We start from the raw sequence: 19,956 nt of genomic DNA, 5'->3' as shown, positions 1-19,956 counted from the left end.
TATGTGGGAACTCATAGCTAAAATATTTCCATATGCTGTCGCCGCTACAATTCCTTTGCTCATTACATCTCTCGGCGGCCTTTTCAGCGAGCGGAGCGGTGTTGTCAATATCGGTCTCGAAGGGCTAATGGTCGTCGGCTCCTTTACAAGCGCTTACGTAATTTCCGTTCTGCAGCCCATCATGCCCGAAGGCGCCATATGGCTTGGACTTCTGGCGGCCATGATCATCGGAGCAATCTTTTCCCTGCTTCATGCTTTTGCGAGTATCAATCTCAATGCCAATCAGGTTATAAGCGGTACGGCGATAAATATGATTGCCGGCGCGCTGACAGTATTTATCGCAAGAACCATTACGGGAAGCGGCAATATCCATATCACAAGCGGGCTGACCCGTTTCAATGTTCCGCTGCTTTCGAAGATTCCCGTCATCGGAAAACTGTTCTTTACCCAGACATATGCTTCTACATGGCTGGTATTGCTGATTCTTCTGGGCTCGTGGTTTCTTATCTATAAAACAGCATTCGGTTTGAGACTGAGAGCCTGCGGCGAGCATCCCCATGCCGCTGACGCAGCCGGTGTAAACGTTTACTTTATCCGCTATATTGGCGTCATGTTTTCCGGAGCCTTCGCCGGTCTCGGCGGAGCTGTCATTATCGTTACCTATTCCGGAGAGTTTAACGGTTCTGTCGCCGGTCTCGGATTCCTGGCTCTTGCAGCACTGATCTTCGGACAATGGAAGCCTCTGGGCATACTGGGAGCAACCTTCTTTTTCGGTTTTGCCAGTACCCTTGCCAACGTTTCCCAGGTAATTCCGGCATTCAAGGTTATTCCGGGAATCATACTTAAAGTATTCCCCTATGTCATAACTCTTATTGCCCTGATTCTTTTCTCCAAATCTTCCCAGGCTCCCAAAGCCGCGGGAGAGCCCTTCGAACACGGAAAACGATAAAGGCTTTATATTCTTTCAGAAGACCCGGTTTCGGCCGGGTCTTTTTTATTAGCGGTTCCAACTTCTATAGCTTAAAATGAAAATATGGGTAACATTGCAATACTGAGCAGTAATCAGAGGATCAATTTTCTTATTGAAGAACACTGCCGCACCTGGATGGATGATTTCAAGTGCAACTTTTTCGATGACTGCAATAAATTCGTTCAATTTCTCAATTATGAGCTGCCTTCCATAAACATTATCTGCATCGACGACCCCGATACGGAGTCTTCCAAAGCTCTCAGATCCATCCGGAAAGATCCCTGGCTTCATTTCGGAGGCACGATTATCCTTTACAACACCAGCGACGAGAGGGAAATCATTCAGAACCTCAAAGGGATTAATATCGTTACGCTCATATCCTTTTCAAAACTAGAGTTCAATCTGCCCAGGGTTTTCAGAATCATCGGGAACAACCGCTGGGTTCTTTTTCAGAGAGAGATTCACTCTCTGCTCAGCTCATCAATTTCCGGGCACTTCGTTCTGAATAACGATCCCTTCGATCTAATAACCTATTCCAACCTCATTGCCAATTTCCTCTATAATTCCGGTCTGGTCGATGCGGAAGGGAAAGAAGGTTTCTATATCGCTATCATGGAACTTTTTATGAATGCCATTGAACATGGCAACTGTTCCATTTCCTTTGAGGAGAAATCCCGTTATCTGGAAAAAGAGGGCAATATTTTCGATCTGATAAATCAGAAAAACCAGGACCCTGAAATCGGCAACAGAAAAGTGGTCGTCCATTACCGCATTACGCCCGACGGCTCATCCTTTACCATCCGCGATGAGGGAAAGGGATTCGATTGGCGGAATTACCGCTCGACAACCGGCGAGGCGGGGCTCGATGAACAGCATGGCAGAGGAATTCTTATGGCCATGCATTATCTAAAAGACCTTAAGTTTAATGACAAAGGTAATGAAGTCACTTTCCATGTGGAGCATCTGGAGCATAAGAGCAATGAGTATCCGACTTTCTTTTCCGGACGGGATGAGGTTTCTTTCAAAGAAGGTGAAGTGGTGTTTACACAGGGGGACGAATCCAATTACCTCTATTATATCGTATCCGGGAAATATGAGATTATCGCAAACGGAATTGCCGTCTCCACCCTGACTCCCGCTGATCTTTTTCTAGGTGAAATGTCTTTTTTACTCAACAACAAAAGATCCGCCACCGTAAAGGCCGTAAAATCCGGAGAATTACTGAAAATCACCAAGGAAGAGTTCATCAACGCCATGAAGAAGAAACCCTATTACGGGATTCTGCTCTCCCGCATTCTGGCAACCAGGCTCGTCTCGCTCCATGAGAGTAAAAGACGCACATAATAGATGGATAATGGTTTAAGGCCATTTTAACATAAGCATATCTCAGAAAAATTTTCATGATGACCTTTCTCCTTAACAATTGTATACTCGTCATTATGGAAAAAGACTACGGAAAAATACTATCAGCCAAACTTAATCTCCCATTAAAAGGCGTTGCCAATACAATTGAACTTCTCGATGAGGATGCTACAGTTCCTTTTATCGCCCGGTACAGAAAAGAGAGAACCGGAGGGCTCGATGAGGTCCAGATCATAGCCATCCGCGACGGCCTTTCATCGCTGAAAGAACTGGATAAAAGAGCCGCTGCCATAATCAAGTCATTGAAGGAAACCGATCAATTTACAGAAGAATTGGGAAAAGCTGTTGCCGCTGCACAGACGATGGCTGCCCTGGAAGATATCTATCTGCCCTACAAACCGAAAAGAAAGACCAGGGCATCCATAGCGAGAGAGAAGGGGTTGGAGCCTTTGGCCCGAATGCTTCTCGATGGCAAGTACAGATCCATTAAGGATTCCGAAGCATTTATCGATAGGGAAAAAGGGGTCGGTTCGTCAGAAGAGGCACTGAAAGGCGCTTCGGATATCATCGCTGAAATAATTAATGAAAACAGCGAAGTCCGGGAAAATCTGAGAATCCATTTTAAAAGAAACAGTCAGTTCACCAGCCGTCTGGTTAAGAAAAAAGAGAAGGAAGCGGCCAAGTACAACGATTATTTCGATTGGACTGAGAATGTGAATAAAGCTCCTTCCCACCGGATTCTCGCTGTGCTCCGCGGTGTCAACGAAGGAGTTCTCACGGCTCATTTCCTTCCCGACGAAGAGGATTCTCTCGATCGTATCCGCAAAAGCTTTTTCCATAGAAAAGATAGTCCCAATGAAATTGTTGAAGGGGCTCTATCGGATTCCTATAAAAGACTGCTCTCTTCATCGCTGGAAAATGAATTGCGCCATGAACTGAAACTCAAAGCCGATGAGAAGGCCGTCTCCGTCTTTGCCGATAACCTCAAGGAGCTGCTCCTCGCTCCGCCTCTGGGCCAGAAATCCCTTCTGGCGGTTGACCCCGGACTGAGGACGGGAAGCAAGGTGGTCGTCCTGAACCGGCAGGGCAAGCTTCTGGAGCATACAGTGATCTACCCCCTGGCTCCCTATAACAAAGAGGGGGAAGCGGAACGGATACTGAAAAAACTCTATGATAAATACGGCTTTGAAGCCATAGCCGTCGGCAATGGTACAGGAGGCCGCGAGGCGGAAGCTTTCTGCCGGAAAATCTCTTTCGGTAAAACCGTTCCCGTCATTATGGTCAACGAAAGCGGTGCTTCAGTCTACTCCGCATCGGAAATCGCCAGGCAGGAGTTTCCCGATTATGATATAACGGTCCGCGGTGCGGTTTCGATCGGACGACGGCTTATGGATCCTCTGGCCGAGCTGGTAAAAATCGATCCCAAATCAATCGGGGTGGGCCAATATCAGCACGATGTGGATCAGAAAATGCTGAAATCGGCGCTCGATGATACGGTTAGCAGCTGTGTGAACGCCGTAGGCGTCGAGCTCAATACAGCCAGCCCGCAGCTCCTTTCCTATGTATCGGGATGCAACGGCCGGATCGCTTCCAATATCGTGGATCACAGAAATGAAAACGGGCCGTTTAAAAGCCGTGTGGATCTGAAAAAAGTAAAGGGACTCGGACCGAAAGTCTTCGAACAGGCCGCCGGATTCCTGAAAATCAGTGACGGTAAAAATGTTCTGGACAGAAGCGCCGTCCATCCCGAGAGCTATGGCGTGGTGAAGCAGATGGCAAAAGATCAGGGCTGCTCCGTCGAAGATCTGATGAGAGATAAAGATCTCAGAGAAAAAATCGATCTGAACAGATATGTCTCCGGAGACATCGGGCTGCCGACTCTGAAAGATATCATGCATGAGCTGGCCCAGCCGGGACGCGATCCCCGGGACAGTTTCGAGCTTTTCAGTTTTGATGATACGGTTTCGGTTCCCGAAGATCTTTCTCCGGGTATGCGTCTGCCGGGTATCGTGACGAACGTGACGGCTTTCGGCGCCTTTGTCGATGTAGGGGTCCATCAGGACGGGCTTGTGCACATAAGCTGCCTGTCTGATACTTTTATAAGAGATCCCAACGATATCGTAAAAGTGGGGCAGAAGGTCTCTGTTACCGTTCTGGATGTGGATCTTCAGAGACGACGCATTTCTCTCTCCATGAAGGATTGATTTATGAATGAATTACTCTGGGTGGCCATGCTGATGGTGAATTTTTCCGCTATTCTCATCGCCTACAGGCTTTTCGGAAAACTGGGTCTGTTTATCTGGATTCCCATAGCCACTATCGTCGCGAATGTTCAGGTTCTCAAAACTGTTGATATCTTTTCGATTACCGCGACACTGGGGAACATCGTCTATGCCACCTCTTTTCTGGTAACGGATATTCTGAGTGAAAACTACGGACGGAAAGAGGCTTCGAAAGCGGTAAAAATCGGTTTTTTCTCTCTCATATCCATGACCGGTCTCATGTACATCGCCCTTAAATTCATACCTTCTGCCGATGATTTCGCTCAGGAAAGTCTTCAGACGATTTTCGGGATTATGCCGCGCATTGCTCTGGCCAGCCTGACAGCCTATCTCCTGTCGCAGTTCCACGATATCTGGATGTATAACCTGATCAAAAGGAAGTTTCCCGCTGAAAGGTTCATCTGGCTCAGAAATAACGGGAGTACCATGATCAGCCAGTTGATCGATACAACGGTGTTCTGCTTTATCGCTTTTACGGGGCTTTTCCCCTGGAATGTGTTCTGGCAGATTTTCTGGACGACTTATCTGCTCAAATGGGTGGTGGCTGCCGCTGATACGCCCTTTATTTACATAGCCAGTTACTGGCACCGCAAAGAGGTTGTATCTGATTGATCAACTATATATAATAGCCCCATGTTTGGTTTTCTGATTAAAAAATCCTTTTGGGATTTATGGGATAATATGGGGCGTATATTCGCCATTAATCTGATTTTCGTGGCGCTTTTTCTCGGTCTCTACGGAACCACATTTCTGGCGCAGTATTCACTTGCCGGCGCAACAATTGCCCTCGTAGTAATCTATCTGGCTTTTATCATCCTGCTGGGTGCCGCGGCGGCATATGTCAAGGGAATCAGCGATTTCAGACCTTCCGAAATCAAAAGTTTCTTTACCGGAATTAAAGAAACCTGGAAGACGTCTCTTTCCGGAGGACTTCTTTTTTCGTTTGTTCTGGCTTTGACTGTCATGGGAATGCGGTTCTATTCGGGACTCGGCAATATGATCGGCCTTATCGGAGCGATGTTCCTTTTCTGGGTTTTCGTAACGGTCAATCTGGCAGCCATTTATTATCTCCCCGTTGTCAATCGCCTTAACAGTACCTTTATCAAGATGATAAAAAAGAGCTTTCTTATCTTTCTCGATAATCCTTTTCTGAGTATAGCGGTTTTTATCGGAATTATTCCCGGGATTCTCCTTTCGGTTTTAACTGTTTTTCTTATACCCGGACCTGCCGGGATTCTACTCTGGCTTGACAACAATCTGCGTCTACTTGTTTACAAGTACGATTATCTGGAAGAAAATCCCGATGCCGGACGCAAAATCCCCTGGAGAGCTCTGTGTCTGGATGACAATGAAAAAATCGGCCCCAGAACTCTCCGCAATACCATATTCCCCTGGAAATAAAGAAAAGGTGATGTAATGGCCAGGAGCAGAGATGACAATAAGCGAAAAGCTGTTATGGATTCAGCAGTATTTCTCTTCAGTTCCAAAGGATACGCTGCGACATCCATTCAGGATATCGTAGCCCATTCAGGACTCTCTGTCGGGACTGTTTATAATTATTTCGCCAACAAGGAAGAGCTTCTCACATCCCTTATCGAAGAGGGGTGGGCAGAGTTTTTTGAGGAAATCAAAGAAGGGATTAAAAGCAGACAGGGCAAAGGATCGTTCGAGTATTTTTACAACATACTTTTTGATACGGTCCTGGAAAATATTGATTTGGCATCTCTGCTGATTAATGAACCACTGCTCTACCCGAAACTGGAAAAAATCGCCGGTGATATATTCGGTATCCTTCAGGACAATCCCGAAATCCTGCCGGAGAATATCAACCGCATGATGGGCTATCAGTATGACAAGTCCATATTCTATGCTTCCGCCCTCGGTACCATTCAAGCCATAAAACTCGCAAAGAGGGGATATATCGATATTGACGCCGACAGCCTGAAAATGAGCATCGGCCGTATATTTATCGAAAAAAAACCTTCTGAATAAATAGTATTACGTTTTTCGGTTTTTTCTCGCAAGATAATTGTGGATGTAGTATAATACAGCGTATCTAATCACGAGAGACGCTATACATACCTTGTTTTTATTACGTCTCTCTCTGCTAATGTAAAAATAAAAGAGAGGTGTTTAATGCATACCGGAAATAACATTAAAACCATACGAACCGGGAAAAACCTGTCCCTGGAAAACCTTGCGGAAATGACCGGGCTTACCACTGATTATCTCCATGAACTGGAAGAAAAAGATGTCGAAGCGGCCGTATCGGAACTGATGCGCATTTCAGCAGCGCTGGGAACGGATATTTCCGCCCTGATTTACGGAAAGGAATTCCATGAAGCGGGAATTACTGTCACCCGTCCCGAAACCCGTCAGGTTGTGGAAAGAAGAAAACGGCACAATTATGAAAGTCTGGCTCCCGATTACAGCGGGCGTCATATGGAGCCCTTTCTCGTTGAAGTTTTCGAACAGGATGACAGGAATCTGGAATTCAGTTCTCATGAGGGAGAAGAATTTCACTATGTTATCAAAGGTACGCTGAAAATCGTTGTCGATGATAAAGAGCATATCCTCAATGAAGGGGATACAATTTACTTTGACTCTTCCTTCCGCCATGCACTCAATGCCGTCGGCGGACCCTGTAAAATTCTCGCTTCCATCTACAATGAAAAATCCATGATGAATTTTGCCAGAAGCCCGCTTATGGGGAACCTCATACAGGGAGCCAAAGTCATAGGCGGGATGAATGTCGTCGTTATCATGCCCAACTCTACAGCTATCGAAGCGGTGAACCGTGCCATTGAGGAAAAAGTTGTAAAAACGGCATTCTTTGTAGGCGACAGTTCCAGCTATAATTCCGATCTTCTCAAATATCCTGAATACTATCAGTTCGTTGAAATCGATCCTTCTGCGGAAGATTTTGAAAAAGTAGCCGCCGAGAGGGGAATCGAATTAATTCACAGCGGCGACGGACACATGCTTATGAAAGGGAAAATCAACACGGCCGTTTTCATGAAAGCTATTCTCAATAAGGATAAGGGTATTGGAACTGGTAGAAGGCTCTCTCTTGTGAGCATCTTCGAACTCCCGGAAGTGGACAGGCTTGTTTTCCTGACCGACCCCGGTATCAATACGGCGCTGACTCCTTCTTCCGATGTGGAAGCTTCGCGCGATATCATTCTCAATGCTATAGATGTGGCCCGGAGTATGGGGGTTGATAAACCCAACGTTGCCATTCTCGATGCAAACGAGAAACCTTCCGATAAGATACCGACAAGCATATTCGCCAGACAGTTATCGGAAATGGAATGGGAGGACGCAACAGTTTACGGCCCCCTCTCCTACGACCTGGCGCTCTACGAAGAGTCTGTTAAACATAAGGGGATGACTGATCTTCCGGTTGCGGGGAAAGCGGATATCCTTATTGTTCCCCATATTTCCGGAGGCAACTTCCTCTATAAAGCCTGGGCGATGACCATGGGATCCGATGTGGCCAATGTCGTGCTCGGAGCCAGAGTTCCGGTTATTCTCACTTCGAGAAGCGACAGCGATATGACGAAATTTCTGACGCTCTGCGCCAGCGCGGTCTATTCAAAACACGTCCTCAAATAATGGGTCAGAGGTTTGCTGTCAACTTGAAAACAGCAAACCTCTGACAGGCTTTCAGCCCATGCTCTCCAACCCTTTTGCTATTTCAGTTGAAATCTTCTCGAAGACCTCATCAAAGGTTCCCTCGCCGTTTATTTTCAGAACGCCATGCTGTTCATTGTATTTTTCGATAACGGGAACGGTTTTTTCCTGATGATCCTGGAGTCTCTGAACGATCTTTGAGGTATTGCTGTCGTAGGGGCGGGCGTCATTGGTCTGCCGACGCGCGTCGAGGCGGCTGATGAGCTGAAGAGTCGGGACTTCTATTTCAATAACCTGGGAAATGAAGGAGCCGTGTTTTTTCAGCAGGCCGTCGAGTATATAGGATTGGACCAGGGTCCGGGGGAATCCCTTGAAAATGAAGCCTTTGACATCCTTCGATTCCTCCAGCTTTTTCTCTATCAGCTGAACGATGATTTCATCGGGTACCAGCTTGCCGCTGTCATATATCTCTTTGACCCGCTTGCCGATTTCCGATCCCGTTTTTATCTCATCGTCGAGCATGTTCCCCGTGGCGACGTATTCAAGTCCGAATCTTTCTGCAAGAGCTTTCCCTTGAGTACCTCGTCCCGAACCGGGATAGCCGAATAGAACGACATTATAAAGGCTGTTTTTCAACTCTTCGCGAATGACATTCCGGATGTCTTCCGTAACAGCCTCGATAGCCTGGCTGCCATTTACCGACTTCAGAATGCCTCTGTCTTTATAGAACTGCAGAACCGGAAGAGTTTTGTCATAATACTCTTTCAAACGGTTCCGGATAACTTTTTCATTATCATCCATCCGGCCCGAAGTTTTTCCCCTGTTCAGCAGTCTGGCGACTGATTCTTCTTCATTAACTTCAAGGCTGATAAGACAGTTGAGCGAAGTGTTGAGCTTTATCATCAAACCTTCGAGAATATAGGCCTGAATATAGGTTCTGGGGAAACCGTCGAAAAGAAACCCGTTGGAGAAAGGATTGTTGACAATGGTCTTTTCGATTATCTGCACGATAATTTCATCGGAAACCAGACCGCCAGCCGCAATTATGCTTTTTGCTTCGAGACCGAGTTTTGTTTCATTGACTATTTCATTTCTCAGAATATCTCCGGTGGAAATATAGAAGAGATTGTACTCTTTAATGAGAAATTCAGATTGCGTCCCTTTTCCGGCTCCCGGAGGGCCGAACAATGCGATATTTAACATAATTGCTCCCGTTTAAGTTTAATTTAATTAAAGATTAAGCCAGAAAAACGCAGAGGGCAAATATTTAAAATTATGTTACCATGGTTCCAAGAGGACAACATGAAGAAGACAGTACTGAGAATGATGAATGAAGCTGTGGAAAAATACGGTGATTATCCCTATCTGGCCAATAAAACCGATGAGGGATGGGATAAAATCGGTTTTGCCGGAACAAGGGACAGGGCTGTAAAAATCGCCCGCGCTTTAGTGAACCGAGGCTATGAAAAAGGCGACGCCTTTTCAATTATTTCCGAAGGAAGAAGCGAGTGGGTCATAAGCGAGCTGAGCGTCATCATGCTCGGCGGGGTTTCCGTCCCGCTGTCGCTCAAACTCCTGACCGAGGAGATCCCTTTCAGGGTCAATCATTCTGAAAGCAAAGTTATTTTCTTTTCACATATTACCCTATCCAAAGTTCTCGAAGCCAGGGAGAGCTTCGACGGGGAGCTCCTCTTCGTCTACTACGATGATGATGATAAAATCTCCCGGCTCGAAGAGGTCGAGGGACTGGAACGGGGGAAAAATCTCGTGACTTACAGAGATCTCCTTGAAGAGGGGAGCCATGCCGATGAGGAGACAATCCGGACTCTGGAGAAACTGATGGATGATGCCGCAGAGGATGATGTCATCACCATCTGCTACACCTCGGGAACGACGGGAAATCCCAAAGGGATCATGCTCACTCATCTGAATTACTGGGCGAACTGTCAGGGCGGTCTGGATGTCGCCAGGCTCCCTGAGAGGATTTCAACTCTTGTTATCCTGCCCATTGATCACTCCTTTGCCCATACAGTTGCTCTGTACGCCGCATATCTGATAGGTCTGACGCTTTATTTTGTCGATGCGAGAGGCGGGGCTTCATCTATCCTCAGAAACATTCCCGCCAATCTTCAGGAAACCGATCCATACTTCATCCTCACAGTTCCAGCCATAACTGGAAATTTCATGAAAAAAATGAAATCAGGCGTTATGGCTAAAGGCGGCTTTATCGCCTCGCTTTTCGAAAAAGGATTGAAAGCGGGAATTGAATACCACGGCAACGGATTTGAACCGAAAAAGCGCCATGTCAAAGGGATGTGGGCCTACAGATTGTCCAATATCCTTATCTATCCCAAATTAAGAGCTGTGTTCGGTAAGAATTTTCATTTCTCCATTGGCGGCGGAGCTTTGCTCGATGTCAACCAGCAGGAATTTTTTAATGCTATCGGCGCACCGGTGTACCAGGGTTATGGATTATCGGAAGCGACGCCCATCATCTCCACAAATGCGGCGTATCGCCATAAATTCGGTTCATCAGGTAATGTCCTTCCTAACATCGAGTTGAAAATTATTAAAGGTGATGGACAGGAAGCCTCTGTCGGAGAGAAAGGGGAGATCGTTATCCGCGGTGAGAATGTCATGAAGGGCTATCTGAAAAATGAGGAAGCCACAAGGGAAACGGTCCGGAACGGATGGCTCTATACGGGAGATCTGGGCTATATGGATGAAGATGATTTCCTTCAGGTTACCGGTCGGGCTAAAGCTCTTCTCATTTCCCGGGACGGAGAGAAATACTCTCCCGAAGAGATTGAGGAAACCATCATCAGCACCCAGGATCTGGTAGCCCAGGTCATGCTTTACTGCGATCACAGCAATTACACGACCTGTCTGCTCACAGTCGATCCCATGACGGTCCGTTCTCTCAAAGTATCGTCCCCCGAAGAGCTCCTGGAAAAAATATGGGAAAAGCTCAATGCCTGGCAGGCCGACGGTTCAAGCAGATTTCCCTCACTCTGGACTCCATCGACTTTTCAATTAATCACAGAGCCCTTCAGTGAACAGAATAAGATGATCAACTCAACCATGAAGATGGTCAGGTATAAAATTACCGAAACCTATCAGGACAGGATTGATTTTATGTACAGCGATCTGGGAAAAGTTCATATAAATGAGCCTAATATAAATGCCGCAAGGGAAATCCTGAAATGAGCTTTGACACATGGAACGTCTCGGGGCTGATTCTGGAGGGAATCAGCGGAACGGGGAAAACGGAAATCCTCCGTGCCATTCTTCAGTCGGAACGCTATCGCAGCAGAAGCGGATTCTCTTCCTACATTATGTCGGAGCATCAGACCCAGAGGGTCCTGGAAAAAAAAGACCGCGAGGGTGGATTGTCGGTTCGGGACAATCTCTCACTTCTGGAAGAACACCTCGAAAATATCAGCCGGTTGAAATCCCGGCTCGATGCCATGGAATGGTGCCGGAAAAATCAGACTGCAATGCGTATTCCCTATATCCTTGAACGGTTTCATTTTACCCATGTCTATCAGTACGATCACATGAGCTGGAAAGACGTCGTACCAATTGACGGGAAGCTGCTTGATTTGAATTGCCGGGCGGTGGTCCTGACAGCGGAAAGGGACAAGCTGGCCGATAGAATACTCTCGGGCAGAGATGCCATGTGGATGAATTATATCAAAGGCTTCGGCGACAGCGATGAAAAGATCATCGACCATTTCGAAAGACAGCAGGAAGAACTGAAAGAACTGGCCGAACAGTCTGATCTGGATATCCGATTTTTCGATACGGGACTGAATCCTCCCGAACAGACGGCCGGAGAGATTCTCGATTTCTGGGGAGCATTTTAAACCGGAGATGCAGTTCCTCAGTTGAGGAATCTGGAAATGATCAGAAAGATAATCCCGATCCAGATTAAAATGATGATAACTGCTGCCGGCACATTCTTTTTGAGAGTCAAAGGATTTTTATCGGCTGATACCCTTGCATCTTCCATTATCCGGGAAGGAATCATCTTTATGGAAAGCCAGATAAGCAAGGGAAGAATTATCAGATCATCGAGATAACCCAGAAGGGGAATGAAATCGGGAATCAGGTCAATCGGACTGAGTGCGTATCCAATAGTCAAACCGATTAGAATCTTCGGGGCTAACCCCAGCTCCTCACTGCCATAAGCATAATAAAGAGCCGTGATTTCTCTTTTCAGATGCCGGGCTGTAGCTTTTAATTTCTCAAAACTTTTCACAAAAAGCATTATACATAATTATAATATGTATATGAAGAAAAAAGGATTCCGGGTTTTTATCGGCATACTTCTGCTGTCCTCATGCGCTTCTCTTAACAGACCGGTCATTTATGATACGGATCAGCTGATTTTTTCCAATGGCGACATTGAGGTTGATTACCGCATCGGATCATCAGTTTATTATCTGAAGATCACCAACCTCACAGAACGTCTGGTCTATATCGATCCGGATTCGCTTGTCGTCATATCTCCCGAGGGAGAAGCGAGAAGCCTTTATGCCAGAGCCCCCAGTGACAGCATTCCCCCGGAAGCCTACGTCATATACAATTGCAATCAACTGACTTTTTTTAAGACCGATCTGGATGGACCCTTCCTGTTTTCCGGTGAGAAAATCAAGAAGTACATTTCCAATTCCAATGATCTTGATGAACTGAAAGGTTCGGTTATCAGGTTTTATATTCCCTATGAAATTGAAGGGGAGAAGAAAGCTGCTTTTATTAAAGTACCTTTGCCTTTTTTGAAGGAACAGTGAAACAGAGCAGAGAATTATAAAAATAAAAAAGGTTCAACTCGAAAGCTGAACCTTACATTGCTCCCCCGAAGAGACTCGAACTCCTGACCTAGTGATTAACAGTCACCCGCTCTACCAACTGAGCTACAGGGGAATATAATAACGTTGGTTAATGTATCTTTTTCACTTCTTTCTGTCAACGGTCAGAGAAAAAAACAATAAAAAAACCGGACCGATAGATCCGGTTTTCTTTTTATCAATAAATCTTAAAGCAGATCACTCTTCAGTGCCGCTGCCACATCTGTTTTCTCCCAGGGGAAGATGTCACGTCCGAAATGGCCGTATGCGGCAGTGGGTTTGTAAATTGGTCTTTTCAGATCAAGAGTTCTGATAATACCCACCGGAGTCAGATCGAAATGACGGCTTACGGCAGCTTCTATCAGTTCTTCATCAACTTTGTTTGTCCCGTATGTATTAACAAAAATTGAAACAGGTTCCGCTACGCCGATAGCATAGGCCAGCTCGACCTCGCAGGTGTCGCAAAGATCGGCTGCGACGATATTTTTCGCGATATACCGGGCCATATAAGCCGCAGAACGGTCTACTTTAGAGGGGTCTTTGCCGGAGAAAGCCCCACCGCCATGTGCCGCAGCACCGCCGTATGTGTCGACTATTATCTTTCTACCGGTCAGACCGGCATCACCCTCGGGACCTCCGATGACAAACCGGCCGGTCGGGTTGATATGGTAAACCGTATCTCCTGTAAGCATTCCCGCAGGAAGGCTTTTCTTAATGACTTCTTCAATCAGCCCTTCTCTTATGGACTCGTAGGATGCTTCGGGGCTGTGCTGGTGAGACAGAACAACCGTAGAAACATGAGCGGGCTTGCCATCTTTGTATTCCACAGTCACCTGGCATTTCCCATCGGGTCTCAGGAAGTCGAGAACATTGTTTTTTCTCACTTCAGCCGCTTTACGCATTATGGAGTGGGAGAACTGAATAGGGGCGGGCATAAGCTCTTTCGTATCGCGGCAGGCGAATCCGAACATCATGCCCTGGTCTCCGGCGCCCTGTTCCTTGTGAAGTCCCTCACCGGCTGTGACACCCTGGGAAATATCAAGAGACTGGGGTTTGATAACCGACATGACGGCACAGGAATGGGCATCGATTCCGAAGTCGGGATCGGTATATCCGATTTCTGTCAAAGTTTCTTTTGCTGTCTGGATAATATCGATATAGCCGTGGGTCGTTATCTCTCCTCCGACGAGAATCATTCCCGTAGAGGCAAAAGTCTCACAGGCCACTCTCGATTCGGGATCCTGTTCCAGAGCTTTGTCCAGAACCGCATCGGAAATGAGGTCGCACACTTTATCGGGATGTCCCTCTCCGACGCTTTCCGATGTGAATTTATAATTTAATCTGTCTTTCAAGATGTCCTCCATTTCAAATAAGCAATTAATTATACACTAATCTCTACTATCTTAGTCAATATAGAAGTCTTATCGTTTGGGAACACATCTGTAGGCTTCTGATCTGATGATCCAACTGTCTTTTCTGACCCATAGCTGAACCTGTCTGAGGCTGACATCATCTTTCGTCAAGTTAGGCAGTTCTTCGATATGGGCTATATCGTTCAGCTTGAAATCATGAAAAACAGTTTTATCGTCGTGGCTTTCTATTATAAGGATAAGCCTGTTGGCGTCGTAGGGATGCTTCCGGGGATTTCCCGAGATAGGCACGCAATTCTTTTCGTAATCCCCGGAGCCTTTGTACTTGATGATTTCTGTCAGTTGTCTTGTTGTCAGGTACTTTAAATCACTCATTTCTGCTCCTTGTCTCTGATATAATTCTTTAAAAGTTCTTCGCCATTGTCTGAAAAAGAGAGAAAGCGAAGATCCATAATTCCACTGTTGTTAAGAATCTCTGCTTTAATTGTAATAATTCCTTCTTCAGTTCTCAATGAACAACCTTCAAGAATCGTACCTTTGACAAGGGGAAATACGGCTTCTGGTTTATCGGGCTTGAATCCGGCGCCTTCTGTGGAGAGCTGGGTCAGTTTACCCGTGGCCAGTTGGAAGTTTTCCGGATTCATAAACATAAAATCAATCCTGGTTTCAGGGGTTTCCAGGAGCAAAGGCTGCTGTATCTCCACCTGGGAAGAATAGAAGCGGGCGAAAAGCTGGTCCAGGTGCTTCAGGTATTCCTCGCCTTCGTAATCATCGGAAATGATGGCATCGACGCCCAGGTAGACAGCTTTGCAGACTTCCTCCATGGGGAACTCATCGTCAACCATCAGTATGAATACCGGGTTGACATGAGGTATGTCCTGCTTCAGAAAATAATTGGCTATTTTCCAATGCCTGGGAAAATCCGTCGCATTAAAAAGAACGAACTCCGGTTCGATCTCTTCGAAGTTGTTCATACCCTTAAGAGGGTTGGTGTAGTTGATTATGCCGTGCCCTTTAGGTTTGAAATGTTCTGATATTTTCTTTTTAAGCGTATCATCGTCGGCAATCAGAAGTATTTTCATTACTTGGTCCCGATATTCTTCACTTCATAGTTATAGATTTTCCAGATACCGTTTTTTCGGTGGAGATAATAGGTATAGCTCTTCACGGCGGTGTACCCGGTCTGAAGAAACTCTTCACGGACAATAACCGTCGCTCTGTCGGCGTTGTAGGAGGTATGAAGAATCTCGAAATCCGAGGGGATTATCACGATGGACTGATCGGACCTGAGCCTTTCTCCTTCCATATCTTCCCTGAAATTGCGGAGCATGACCTGCTGCTCTTCCTCTGTGGATCGCTCATACTGCCGCTTTTTGTTACTGTCATTGAGCATCAGCTCGAGAAGATCAATATAGAGAAAGAAACGCGGCCATACGCTCTGCTGTCTGGCTTCGAGCATATAGCGGACCGCTTCGTCCGGCGGAATCGGCTCGGCTCTCAGGATCTCCCCGGTTCTGTAATCGAGATATTCGGTAAATTCCCTTTCCGAGCTTCCCGGTCTGATAGAGAGGGGGAGCCTGTTGGAAATCAACAGGAAATTATCGGGATTATTCAAATCTGTGGTAAACATTCCGTCGATTATGTACATTCCCGGGCTGCCTATATCCGTATAGTCATCCAGATCGACTATGAAGCTGAATTCTTCACCGGGATCGAGTGTTATCTCACGGTAGAAAGTATTGCTGTTGCGGCTGCTGTTTATGATATAGTTCTCGCTCGGATTCAGGGATTGGTTGCTCATGGTTTTGACATTGAGTTTCACATTGAAAATCTTATTCTCCGACAGATTAAAACTGAACTTATCCGGCGAGTTGTTGATGATCGAAGCTTTGATCTGAACACTGTCGCCAGGGTAATAGATTTTCTTATCAAAATAGCGTATGCTGAAGTCAACCTTGTTGTAATCTGCCGCATAAATGTGAAATGTTGTAAATATGAATAGTATGGCTATAAGGTTCCTATAAAACATTTTCTCTCCGGCCGGTTATGGTAATACTTATTTAATCTTCGGTACTTATTAATGATTACATTATTCTTAAATGAAATTTCAAGCTCCTTAAAAAATAACAGACAATGGCAGGATCTCATCCAGCAGTATTGCACATCTTCGGGGAAGCCTCTCAATCTTTCGGGACCGAAAGGAGCCTATCTGGCGGCGGTACTGGCTGATCTGTTCAAGTATACGAAAGATTCGCTGCTGGTTATTGCGCCGACAGAGAAGGAAGCGGAAGAACTTCAGGCGGATCTTCAGCTCTATACGGATAAAACGATTCTGTTCCCATGGTGGGGAACCATGCTCTATAAAGGGGTTTCCGCCCAGGCTTCTGTTTTCGGTTCCCGGGTCAAGGCGCTCATGGAAATCGGAACGGAAAAAAACATCGTTCTGGCTTCCCAGCGGGCTGCGCTCTCTCTCCTTCCTCCCCCGGAATATCTCCGGGAGAACAGATTGTCCATGAAAAAAGGCGATGAGTTCGATCCGGTAAAGCTTGAAAGCCTTCTGCAGAAATTCGGTTATTCCCGGGTTCCCCGTGTTTCGGTTCACGGCGAGTTCGCACTTCGCGGAGAAGTTCTGGACATATATATGCCCGGCATGGATGAGGCTGTGAGAATTGTATTCGATTTCGATGAAATTGAGGAAATCAAACTCTTCGACCCCATGATCCAGAGCAGCACATCTCTCAATAACGAAATAACCATATACCCGGTAAAAGAGGTTCTATGGACAGATGATAGAATCGATATCCTTGAAAAGCGTCTTGAAGAGGTTACCAGCGACAAGCTCGAGGGGATTGAATACGCTCCCATCATCGAAACGCTGAAGATCAGCAGGGAAATCAGGGGAGAAGAGCTCTACTTTCCCCTGGCTTTTGAAAAACCGGCAACCCTGGTCGATTATATTACCGATAAATCCACTTTGTTTCTGGTACAGAAAGAGAGACTCGATACATCTTATGAAGTCCTGGTCAAGGAATACGGCGATTTGTATATCGAAGCTCTCAGAAATAAATACGCCGTTCCGGCTCCCCGGTTTATTCTCGGAGAACCAGATGTTTTTACCCAGGCCAAACAGATCAATCTTCACTCCCTGAAAAAAGAGAGGGGCAGCGAAGAGATTTTTTATGAGATGGAATGCGATCCCGGACGTTCTTTCTTCGGGAATATCAGTTACCTGAAAGAGGAGCTGACAGTTCTTTTGAAAGAGGGCTACAAGTGTTATGTCTTTGCCGAATCGGAATCCCAGGCGGAGCGTATTAAATACATGCTCACCGGTTTCGAGCTGGATATTGTTCCCGAGAGCATTTCCGCCGGCTTTGCCCTTCCCGCCAGCAAAATCATCGTTATCCAGGAAAATGAGATATTCGGGAGACGGAAAAGGGTCCCCTCATCAGTAAAAAGGGTCAAGAGCGCTGTTATCGACTCTTTTGTAGAGCTGAACCCCGGAGATCTGGTCGTTCATGTCAACTACGGGATCGGGCGCTTTAAAGGGATCGAAAGGATAACCGCCGCAGGGAACGAAAGGGATTATATCTCCATTGAATACGCCGGAGAGGACTCCATCTTCGTTCCCATTGAGCAGGTCAACCTGGTTCAGCGCTATATCGGCAGCGAGGGACGGGGCGCACGTCTCGATAAAATAGGCGGAAAATCCTGGGATAATAAAAAGAACAAGGTCCGGAAGTCCGTCGAGGATCTGGCTGATATGCTGGTCAAGCTCTACGCCAGGCGCCAGAAAACCCTCGGATACGCCTTCCCGGTGGATAATGATTTTCAGGTGGCTTTTGAAGCCTCCTTTCCCTATCAGGAAACGGAGGATCAGCTGATCAGTATCGATGAAGTCAAAAAGGATATGGAAGCTCCCAACCCGATGGACCGTCTCCTTTGCGGCGATGTGGGGTACGGAAAGACCGAGGTCGCCATGAGGGCCGCTTTCAAAGCAATAATGGGCGGCAAGCAGGTGGCGCTCCTCTGTCCGACGACCATTCTGGCTGAACAGCATTATGAAAATTTTTCCGAGAGATTCAAGCGATTCCCCATTACGATCGGACATCTATCGCGGTTTGTCGCCAAAAAGGATCAGAAAGAGGTCCTGCAGGGATTGGAAGAGGGGACATGCGATATTGTCATCGGAACGCACCGGATCCTGTCTAAAGATGTCAAATTCAAGAATCTCGGACTTATGATAATTGATGAAGAACAGCGTTTCGGCGTCAAAGATAAAGAGAAACTGAAGAACCTGAAGGCTTCTATCGACAGCCTGGCCATGTCGGCCACGCCGATTCCGAGAACTCTCCATATGTCCATGTTGAAAATCCGCGATATGTCGGTTCTCAAAACCCCTCCTTATAACAGGCAGCCCATAGAGACCTTCATACAGGAGTACAATCCCGACACGATTGCCGGTGCCATACGGCGCGAAGTGGAGCGGGGCGGACAGGTCTTCTTCCTCCATAACCGCGTGGAAAGTCTGGACAGCGTTCAGCTTTTTCTCCAGGAGCTCGTGCCGGAAGTCTTTATTGAAACGGCCCACGGTAAAATGTCAGCCAGCGAACTGGAAGATGTCATGCACCGCTTTGTCCATGGTGCTTTTCAGGTTCTGGTAGCGACAACCATAATCGAAAACGGTATCGATATTCCCAACGTTAACACCATTATCATCGACCGGGCGGATATGTACGGTATATCCCAGCTCTATCAGCTTCGCGGAAGGGTGGGACGTTCCGGCAAAGTGGCTTACGCCTACATGTTCTATCCCGAACAGAGAGCCTTATCCGAACTGGCTATGAAGCGCCTGCAGGCCATTTCCGACTTTACGGAACTGGGGTCGGGATTCAAGATAGCCATGAAAGATATGGAAGTGCGCGGCGCCGGTAACCTTCTGGGGCGGGAACAGTCGGGAGAGATCGTCTCCGTCGGCTTCGATATGTATCTGAGACTCCTGGAAGAGGCTGTCGCTCTCCGTACGGAAGATGATAAAAAAGAGGAAGCGCCGGAAGTCTACCTTGAACTGGACTACACGGGATTCATCCCCGATACCTATATTGATGATCCTACGGAAAAAATGGAAGTCTATAAAAAAATAGCTTCTGTTCTCTCCGATGACGATCTCGACCGGGTGCACGGTGAGCTTCACGACCGTTTCGGACCTCTCCCCGATGAAGTTCAAAGCCTTCTCTCTCTGGCTGAGATCAGAATTATCTGCGGCAAGTTGTGGATTTCTTCCATGAAAGAAAGAAACGGAGTCGTCGCCGTCGAGTTCGGCAAAATCGCCCGGCTGTCCATCGACAAAGTCATGCGGCTGACAAGCAAAAGCGGCGGTCTGATAAAATTCAACCCGAACAGCCAGGCGGGAATTCTGATTGAAACGGGAAAGATCGGTCTCAAGGAGAAATCTGAGTTCCTGAGAGAAAAATTATCGGCGCTGCTCTGAT

At 46.7% G+C, this 19,956-nt stretch carries 17 protein-coding genes and 1 tRNA gene; 11 read left to right on the top strand and 7 right to left on the bottom strand.

The window, feature by feature from the left end:
- Position 1: 1 nt before the first annotated feature.
- The 7 genes from HNR50_RS04280 to HNR50_RS04250 all read left to right on the top strand — a co-directional run bounded on the left by HNR50_RS04280 (position 2) and on the right by HNR50_RS04250 (position 8,229).
- Positions 2 to 949: an ABC transporter permease gene (locus HNR50_RS04280; protein ID WP_184744176.1), complete on the top strand. Its 948-nt coding sequence runs from the start codon at positions 2 to 4 to the stop codon at positions 947 to 949.
- 84 nt (positions 950 to 1,033) lie between these two features.
- Entirely contained in the window at positions 1,034 to 2,314 is a 1,281-nt protein-coding gene (locus tag HNR50_RS04275) for a cyclic nucleotide-binding domain-containing protein (protein ID WP_184744175.1), read from the top strand.
- A 95-nt stretch (positions 2,315 to 2,409) separates the two neighbouring features.
- Entirely contained in the window at positions 2,410 to 4,536 is a 2,127-nt protein-coding gene (locus HNR50_RS04270) for a Tex family protein (RefSeq protein WP_184744174.1), read from the top strand.
- 3 nt (positions 4,537 to 4,539) lie between these two features.
- The gene (locus HNR50_RS04265; protein WP_184744173.1) at positions 4,540 to 5,226 is read left to right on the top strand and encodes a queuosine precursor transporter; all 687 of its coding nucleotides are present in this window, start codon (positions 4,540 to 4,542) and stop codon (positions 5,224 to 5,226) included.
- Positions 5,227 to 5,247: 21 nt separating this feature from the next.
- The gene (locus HNR50_RS04260) at positions 5,248 to 6,015 is read left to right on the top strand and encodes a YesL family protein (RefSeq protein ID WP_184744171.1); all 768 of its coding nucleotides are present in this window, start codon (positions 5,248 to 5,250) and stop codon (positions 6,013 to 6,015) included.
- A gap of 15 nt (positions 6,016 to 6,030) precedes the next feature.
- Complete coding sequence (locus HNR50_RS04255) at positions 6,031 to 6,606, top strand: TetR/AcrR family transcriptional regulator (protein ID WP_184744169.1); 576 nt, start codon at positions 6,031 to 6,033, stop codon at positions 6,604 to 6,606.
- A 144-nt stretch (positions 6,607 to 6,750) separates the two neighbouring features.
- Positions 6,751 to 8,229 (top strand): phosphate acyltransferase, encoded by a 1,479-nt coding sequence (locus HNR50_RS04250; protein WP_184744167.1) that lies wholly within the window; start codon positions 6,751 to 6,753, stop codon positions 8,227 to 8,229.
- 51 nt (positions 8,230 to 8,280) lie between these two features.
- On the opposite strand, the gene HNR50_RS04245 is transcribed toward HNR50_RS04250, so the two are convergent.
- Positions 8,281 to 9,450 (bottom strand): adenylate kinase, encoded by a 1,170-nt coding sequence (locus HNR50_RS04245; protein WP_184744165.1) that lies wholly within the window; start codon positions 9,448 to 9,450, stop codon positions 8,281 to 8,283.
- 99 nt (positions 9,451 to 9,549) lie between these two features.
- Here HNR50_RS04245 and HNR50_RS04240 point away from each other — a divergent pair, with 99 nt between their 5' ends.
- Together HNR50_RS04240 and HNR50_RS04235 are read left to right on the top strand one after the other, a co-directional pair.
- Positions 9,550 to 11,454: an AMP-dependent synthetase/ligase gene (locus HNR50_RS04240; protein ID WP_184744162.1), complete on the top strand. Its 1,905-nt coding sequence runs from the start codon at positions 9,550 to 9,552 to the stop codon at positions 11,452 to 11,454.
- Entirely contained in the window at positions 11,451 to 12,113 is a 663-nt protein-coding gene (locus HNR50_RS04235) for a hypothetical protein (RefSeq protein ID WP_184744161.1), read from the top strand. The genes HNR50_RS04240 and HNR50_RS04235 overlap by 4 nt, the downstream gene beginning before the upstream one ends.
- Positions 12,114 to 12,130: 17 nt before the next feature.
- Here HNR50_RS04235 and HNR50_RS04230 read toward each other — a convergent pair whose 3' ends face one another.
- Positions 12,131 to 12,508 (bottom strand): YkvA family protein, encoded by a 378-nt coding sequence (locus HNR50_RS04230; protein WP_343060086.1) that lies wholly within the window; start codon positions 12,506 to 12,508, stop codon positions 12,131 to 12,133.
- Positions 12,509 to 12,539: 31 nt separating this feature from the next.
- Here HNR50_RS04230 and HNR50_RS04225 point away from each other — a divergent pair, with 31 nt between their 5' ends.
- Complete coding sequence (locus tag HNR50_RS04225; RefSeq protein WP_184744157.1) at positions 12,540 to 13,040, top strand: hypothetical protein; 501 nt, start codon at positions 12,540 to 12,542, stop codon at positions 13,038 to 13,040.
- A gap of 60 nt (positions 13,041 to 13,100) precedes the next feature.
- Here HNR50_RS04225 and HNR50_RS04220 read toward each other — a convergent pair.
- From HNR50_RS04220 to HNR50_RS04200, 5 genes are all read right to left on the bottom strand, one after another.
- Positions 13,101 to 13,173 (bottom strand) — tRNA-Asn (locus tag HNR50_RS04220).
- 112 nt (positions 13,174 to 13,285) lie between these two features.
- Positions 13,286 to 14,449, bottom strand: a complete 1,164-nt coding sequence (metK, locus tag HNR50_RS04215) for a methionine adenosyltransferase (RefSeq protein WP_246433761.1) — start codon at positions 14,447 to 14,449, stop codon at positions 13,286 to 13,288.
- Positions 14,450 to 14,518: 69 nt separating this feature from the next.
- Positions 14,519 to 14,842 carry a hypothetical protein gene (locus tag HNR50_RS04210; RefSeq protein WP_184744153.1) on the bottom strand — a complete coding sequence of 108 codons (324 nt, stop codon included), beginning with the start codon at positions 14,840 to 14,842 and terminating at the stop codon, positions 14,519 to 14,521.
- The gene (locus HNR50_RS04205) at positions 14,839 to 15,549 is read right to left on the bottom strand and encodes a hypothetical protein (protein WP_184744151.1); all 711 of its coding nucleotides are present in this window, start codon (positions 15,547 to 15,549) and stop codon (positions 14,839 to 14,841) included. Before HNR50_RS04205 ends, HNR50_RS04210 begins: the two co-directional genes overlap by 4 nt.
- Positions 15,549 to 16,496 carry a hypothetical protein gene (locus tag HNR50_RS04200; RefSeq protein WP_184744148.1) on the bottom strand — a complete coding sequence of 316 codons (948 nt, stop codon included), beginning with the start codon at positions 16,494 to 16,496 and terminating at the stop codon, positions 15,549 to 15,551. Before HNR50_RS04200 ends, HNR50_RS04205 begins: the two co-directional genes overlap by 1 nt.
- A gap of 51 nt (positions 16,497 to 16,547) precedes the next feature.
- On the opposite strand from HNR50_RS04200, the gene mfd reads away from it, so the two are divergent.
- A complete protein-coding gene (gene mfd / locus HNR50_RS04195; protein WP_184744147.1) occupies positions 16,548 to 19,955 on the top strand; it encodes a transcription-repair coupling factor in 3,408 nt (1,135 codons plus the stop codon).
- The last annotated feature ends 1 nt before the right edge of the window (position 19,956 follow it).

This window comes from Spirochaeta isovalerica (assembly GCF_014207565.1).
Taxonomy (GTDB): Bacteria; Spirochaetota; Spirochaetia; order DSM-2461; family DSM-2461; genus Spirochaeta_F; species Spirochaeta_F isovalerica.
This window is presented reverse-complemented; position numbering and strand designations above follow the sequence as displayed.

What these genes read in the sequence shown, in the direction of transcription:
- HNR50_RS04245 (WP_184744165.1), bottom strand. Translation starts at nt 9,450, where the DNA reads ATGTTAAATATCGCATTGTTCGGCCCTCCGGGAGCCGGAAAAGGGACG.
- HNR50_RS04210 (WP_184744153.1), bottom strand. Translation starts at nt 14,842, where the DNA reads ATGAGTGATTTAAAGTACCTGACAACAAGACAACTGACAGAAATCATC.
- HNR50_RS04265 (WP_184744173.1), top strand. Translation starts at nt 4,540, where the DNA reads ATGAATGAATTACTCTGGGTGGCCATGCTGATGGTGAATTTTTCCGCT.
- HNR50_RS04250 (WP_184744167.1), top strand. Translation starts at nt 6,751, where the DNA reads ATGCATACCGGAAATAACATTAAAACCATACGAACCGGGAAAAACCTG.
- mfd (WP_184744147.1), top strand. Translation starts at nt 16,548, where the DNA reads ATGATTACATTATTCTTAAATGAAATTTCAAGCTCCTTAAAAAATAAC.
- HNR50_RS04240 (WP_184744162.1), top strand. Translation starts at nt 9,550, where the DNA reads ATGAAGAAGACAGTACTGAGAATGATGAATGAAGCTGTGGAAAAATAC.
- HNR50_RS04235 (WP_184744161.1), top strand. Translation starts at nt 11,451, where the DNA reads ATGAGCTTTGACACATGGAACGTCTCGGGGCTGATTCTGGAGGGAATC.
- HNR50_RS04200 (WP_184744148.1), bottom strand. Translation starts at nt 16,496, where the DNA reads ATGTTTTATAGGAACCTTATAGCCATACTATTCATATTTACAACATTT.
- HNR50_RS04270 (WP_184744174.1), top strand. Translation starts at nt 2,410, where the DNA reads ATGGAAAAAGACTACGGAAAAATACTATCAGCCAAACTTAATCTCCCA.
- HNR50_RS04275 (WP_184744175.1), top strand. Translation starts at nt 1,034, where the DNA reads ATGGGTAACATTGCAATACTGAGCAGTAATCAGAGGATCAATTTTCTT.
- HNR50_RS04255 (WP_184744169.1), top strand. Translation starts at nt 6,031, where the DNA reads ATGGCCAGGAGCAGAGATGACAATAAGCGAAAAGCTGTTATGGATTCA.
- HNR50_RS04260 (WP_184744171.1), top strand. Translation starts at nt 5,248, where the DNA reads ATGTTTGGTTTTCTGATTAAAAAATCCTTTTGGGATTTATGGGATAAT.
- HNR50_RS04225 (WP_184744157.1), top strand. Translation starts at nt 12,540, where the DNA reads ATGAAGAAAAAAGGATTCCGGGTTTTTATCGGCATACTTCTGCTGTCC.
- HNR50_RS04280 (WP_184744176.1), top strand. Translation starts at nt 2, where the DNA reads ATGTGGGAACTCATAGCTAAAATATTTCCATATGCTGTCGCCGCTACA.
- HNR50_RS04205 (WP_184744151.1), bottom strand. Translation starts at nt 15,549, where the DNA reads ATGAAAATACTTCTGATTGCCGACGATGATACGCTTAAAAAGAAAATA.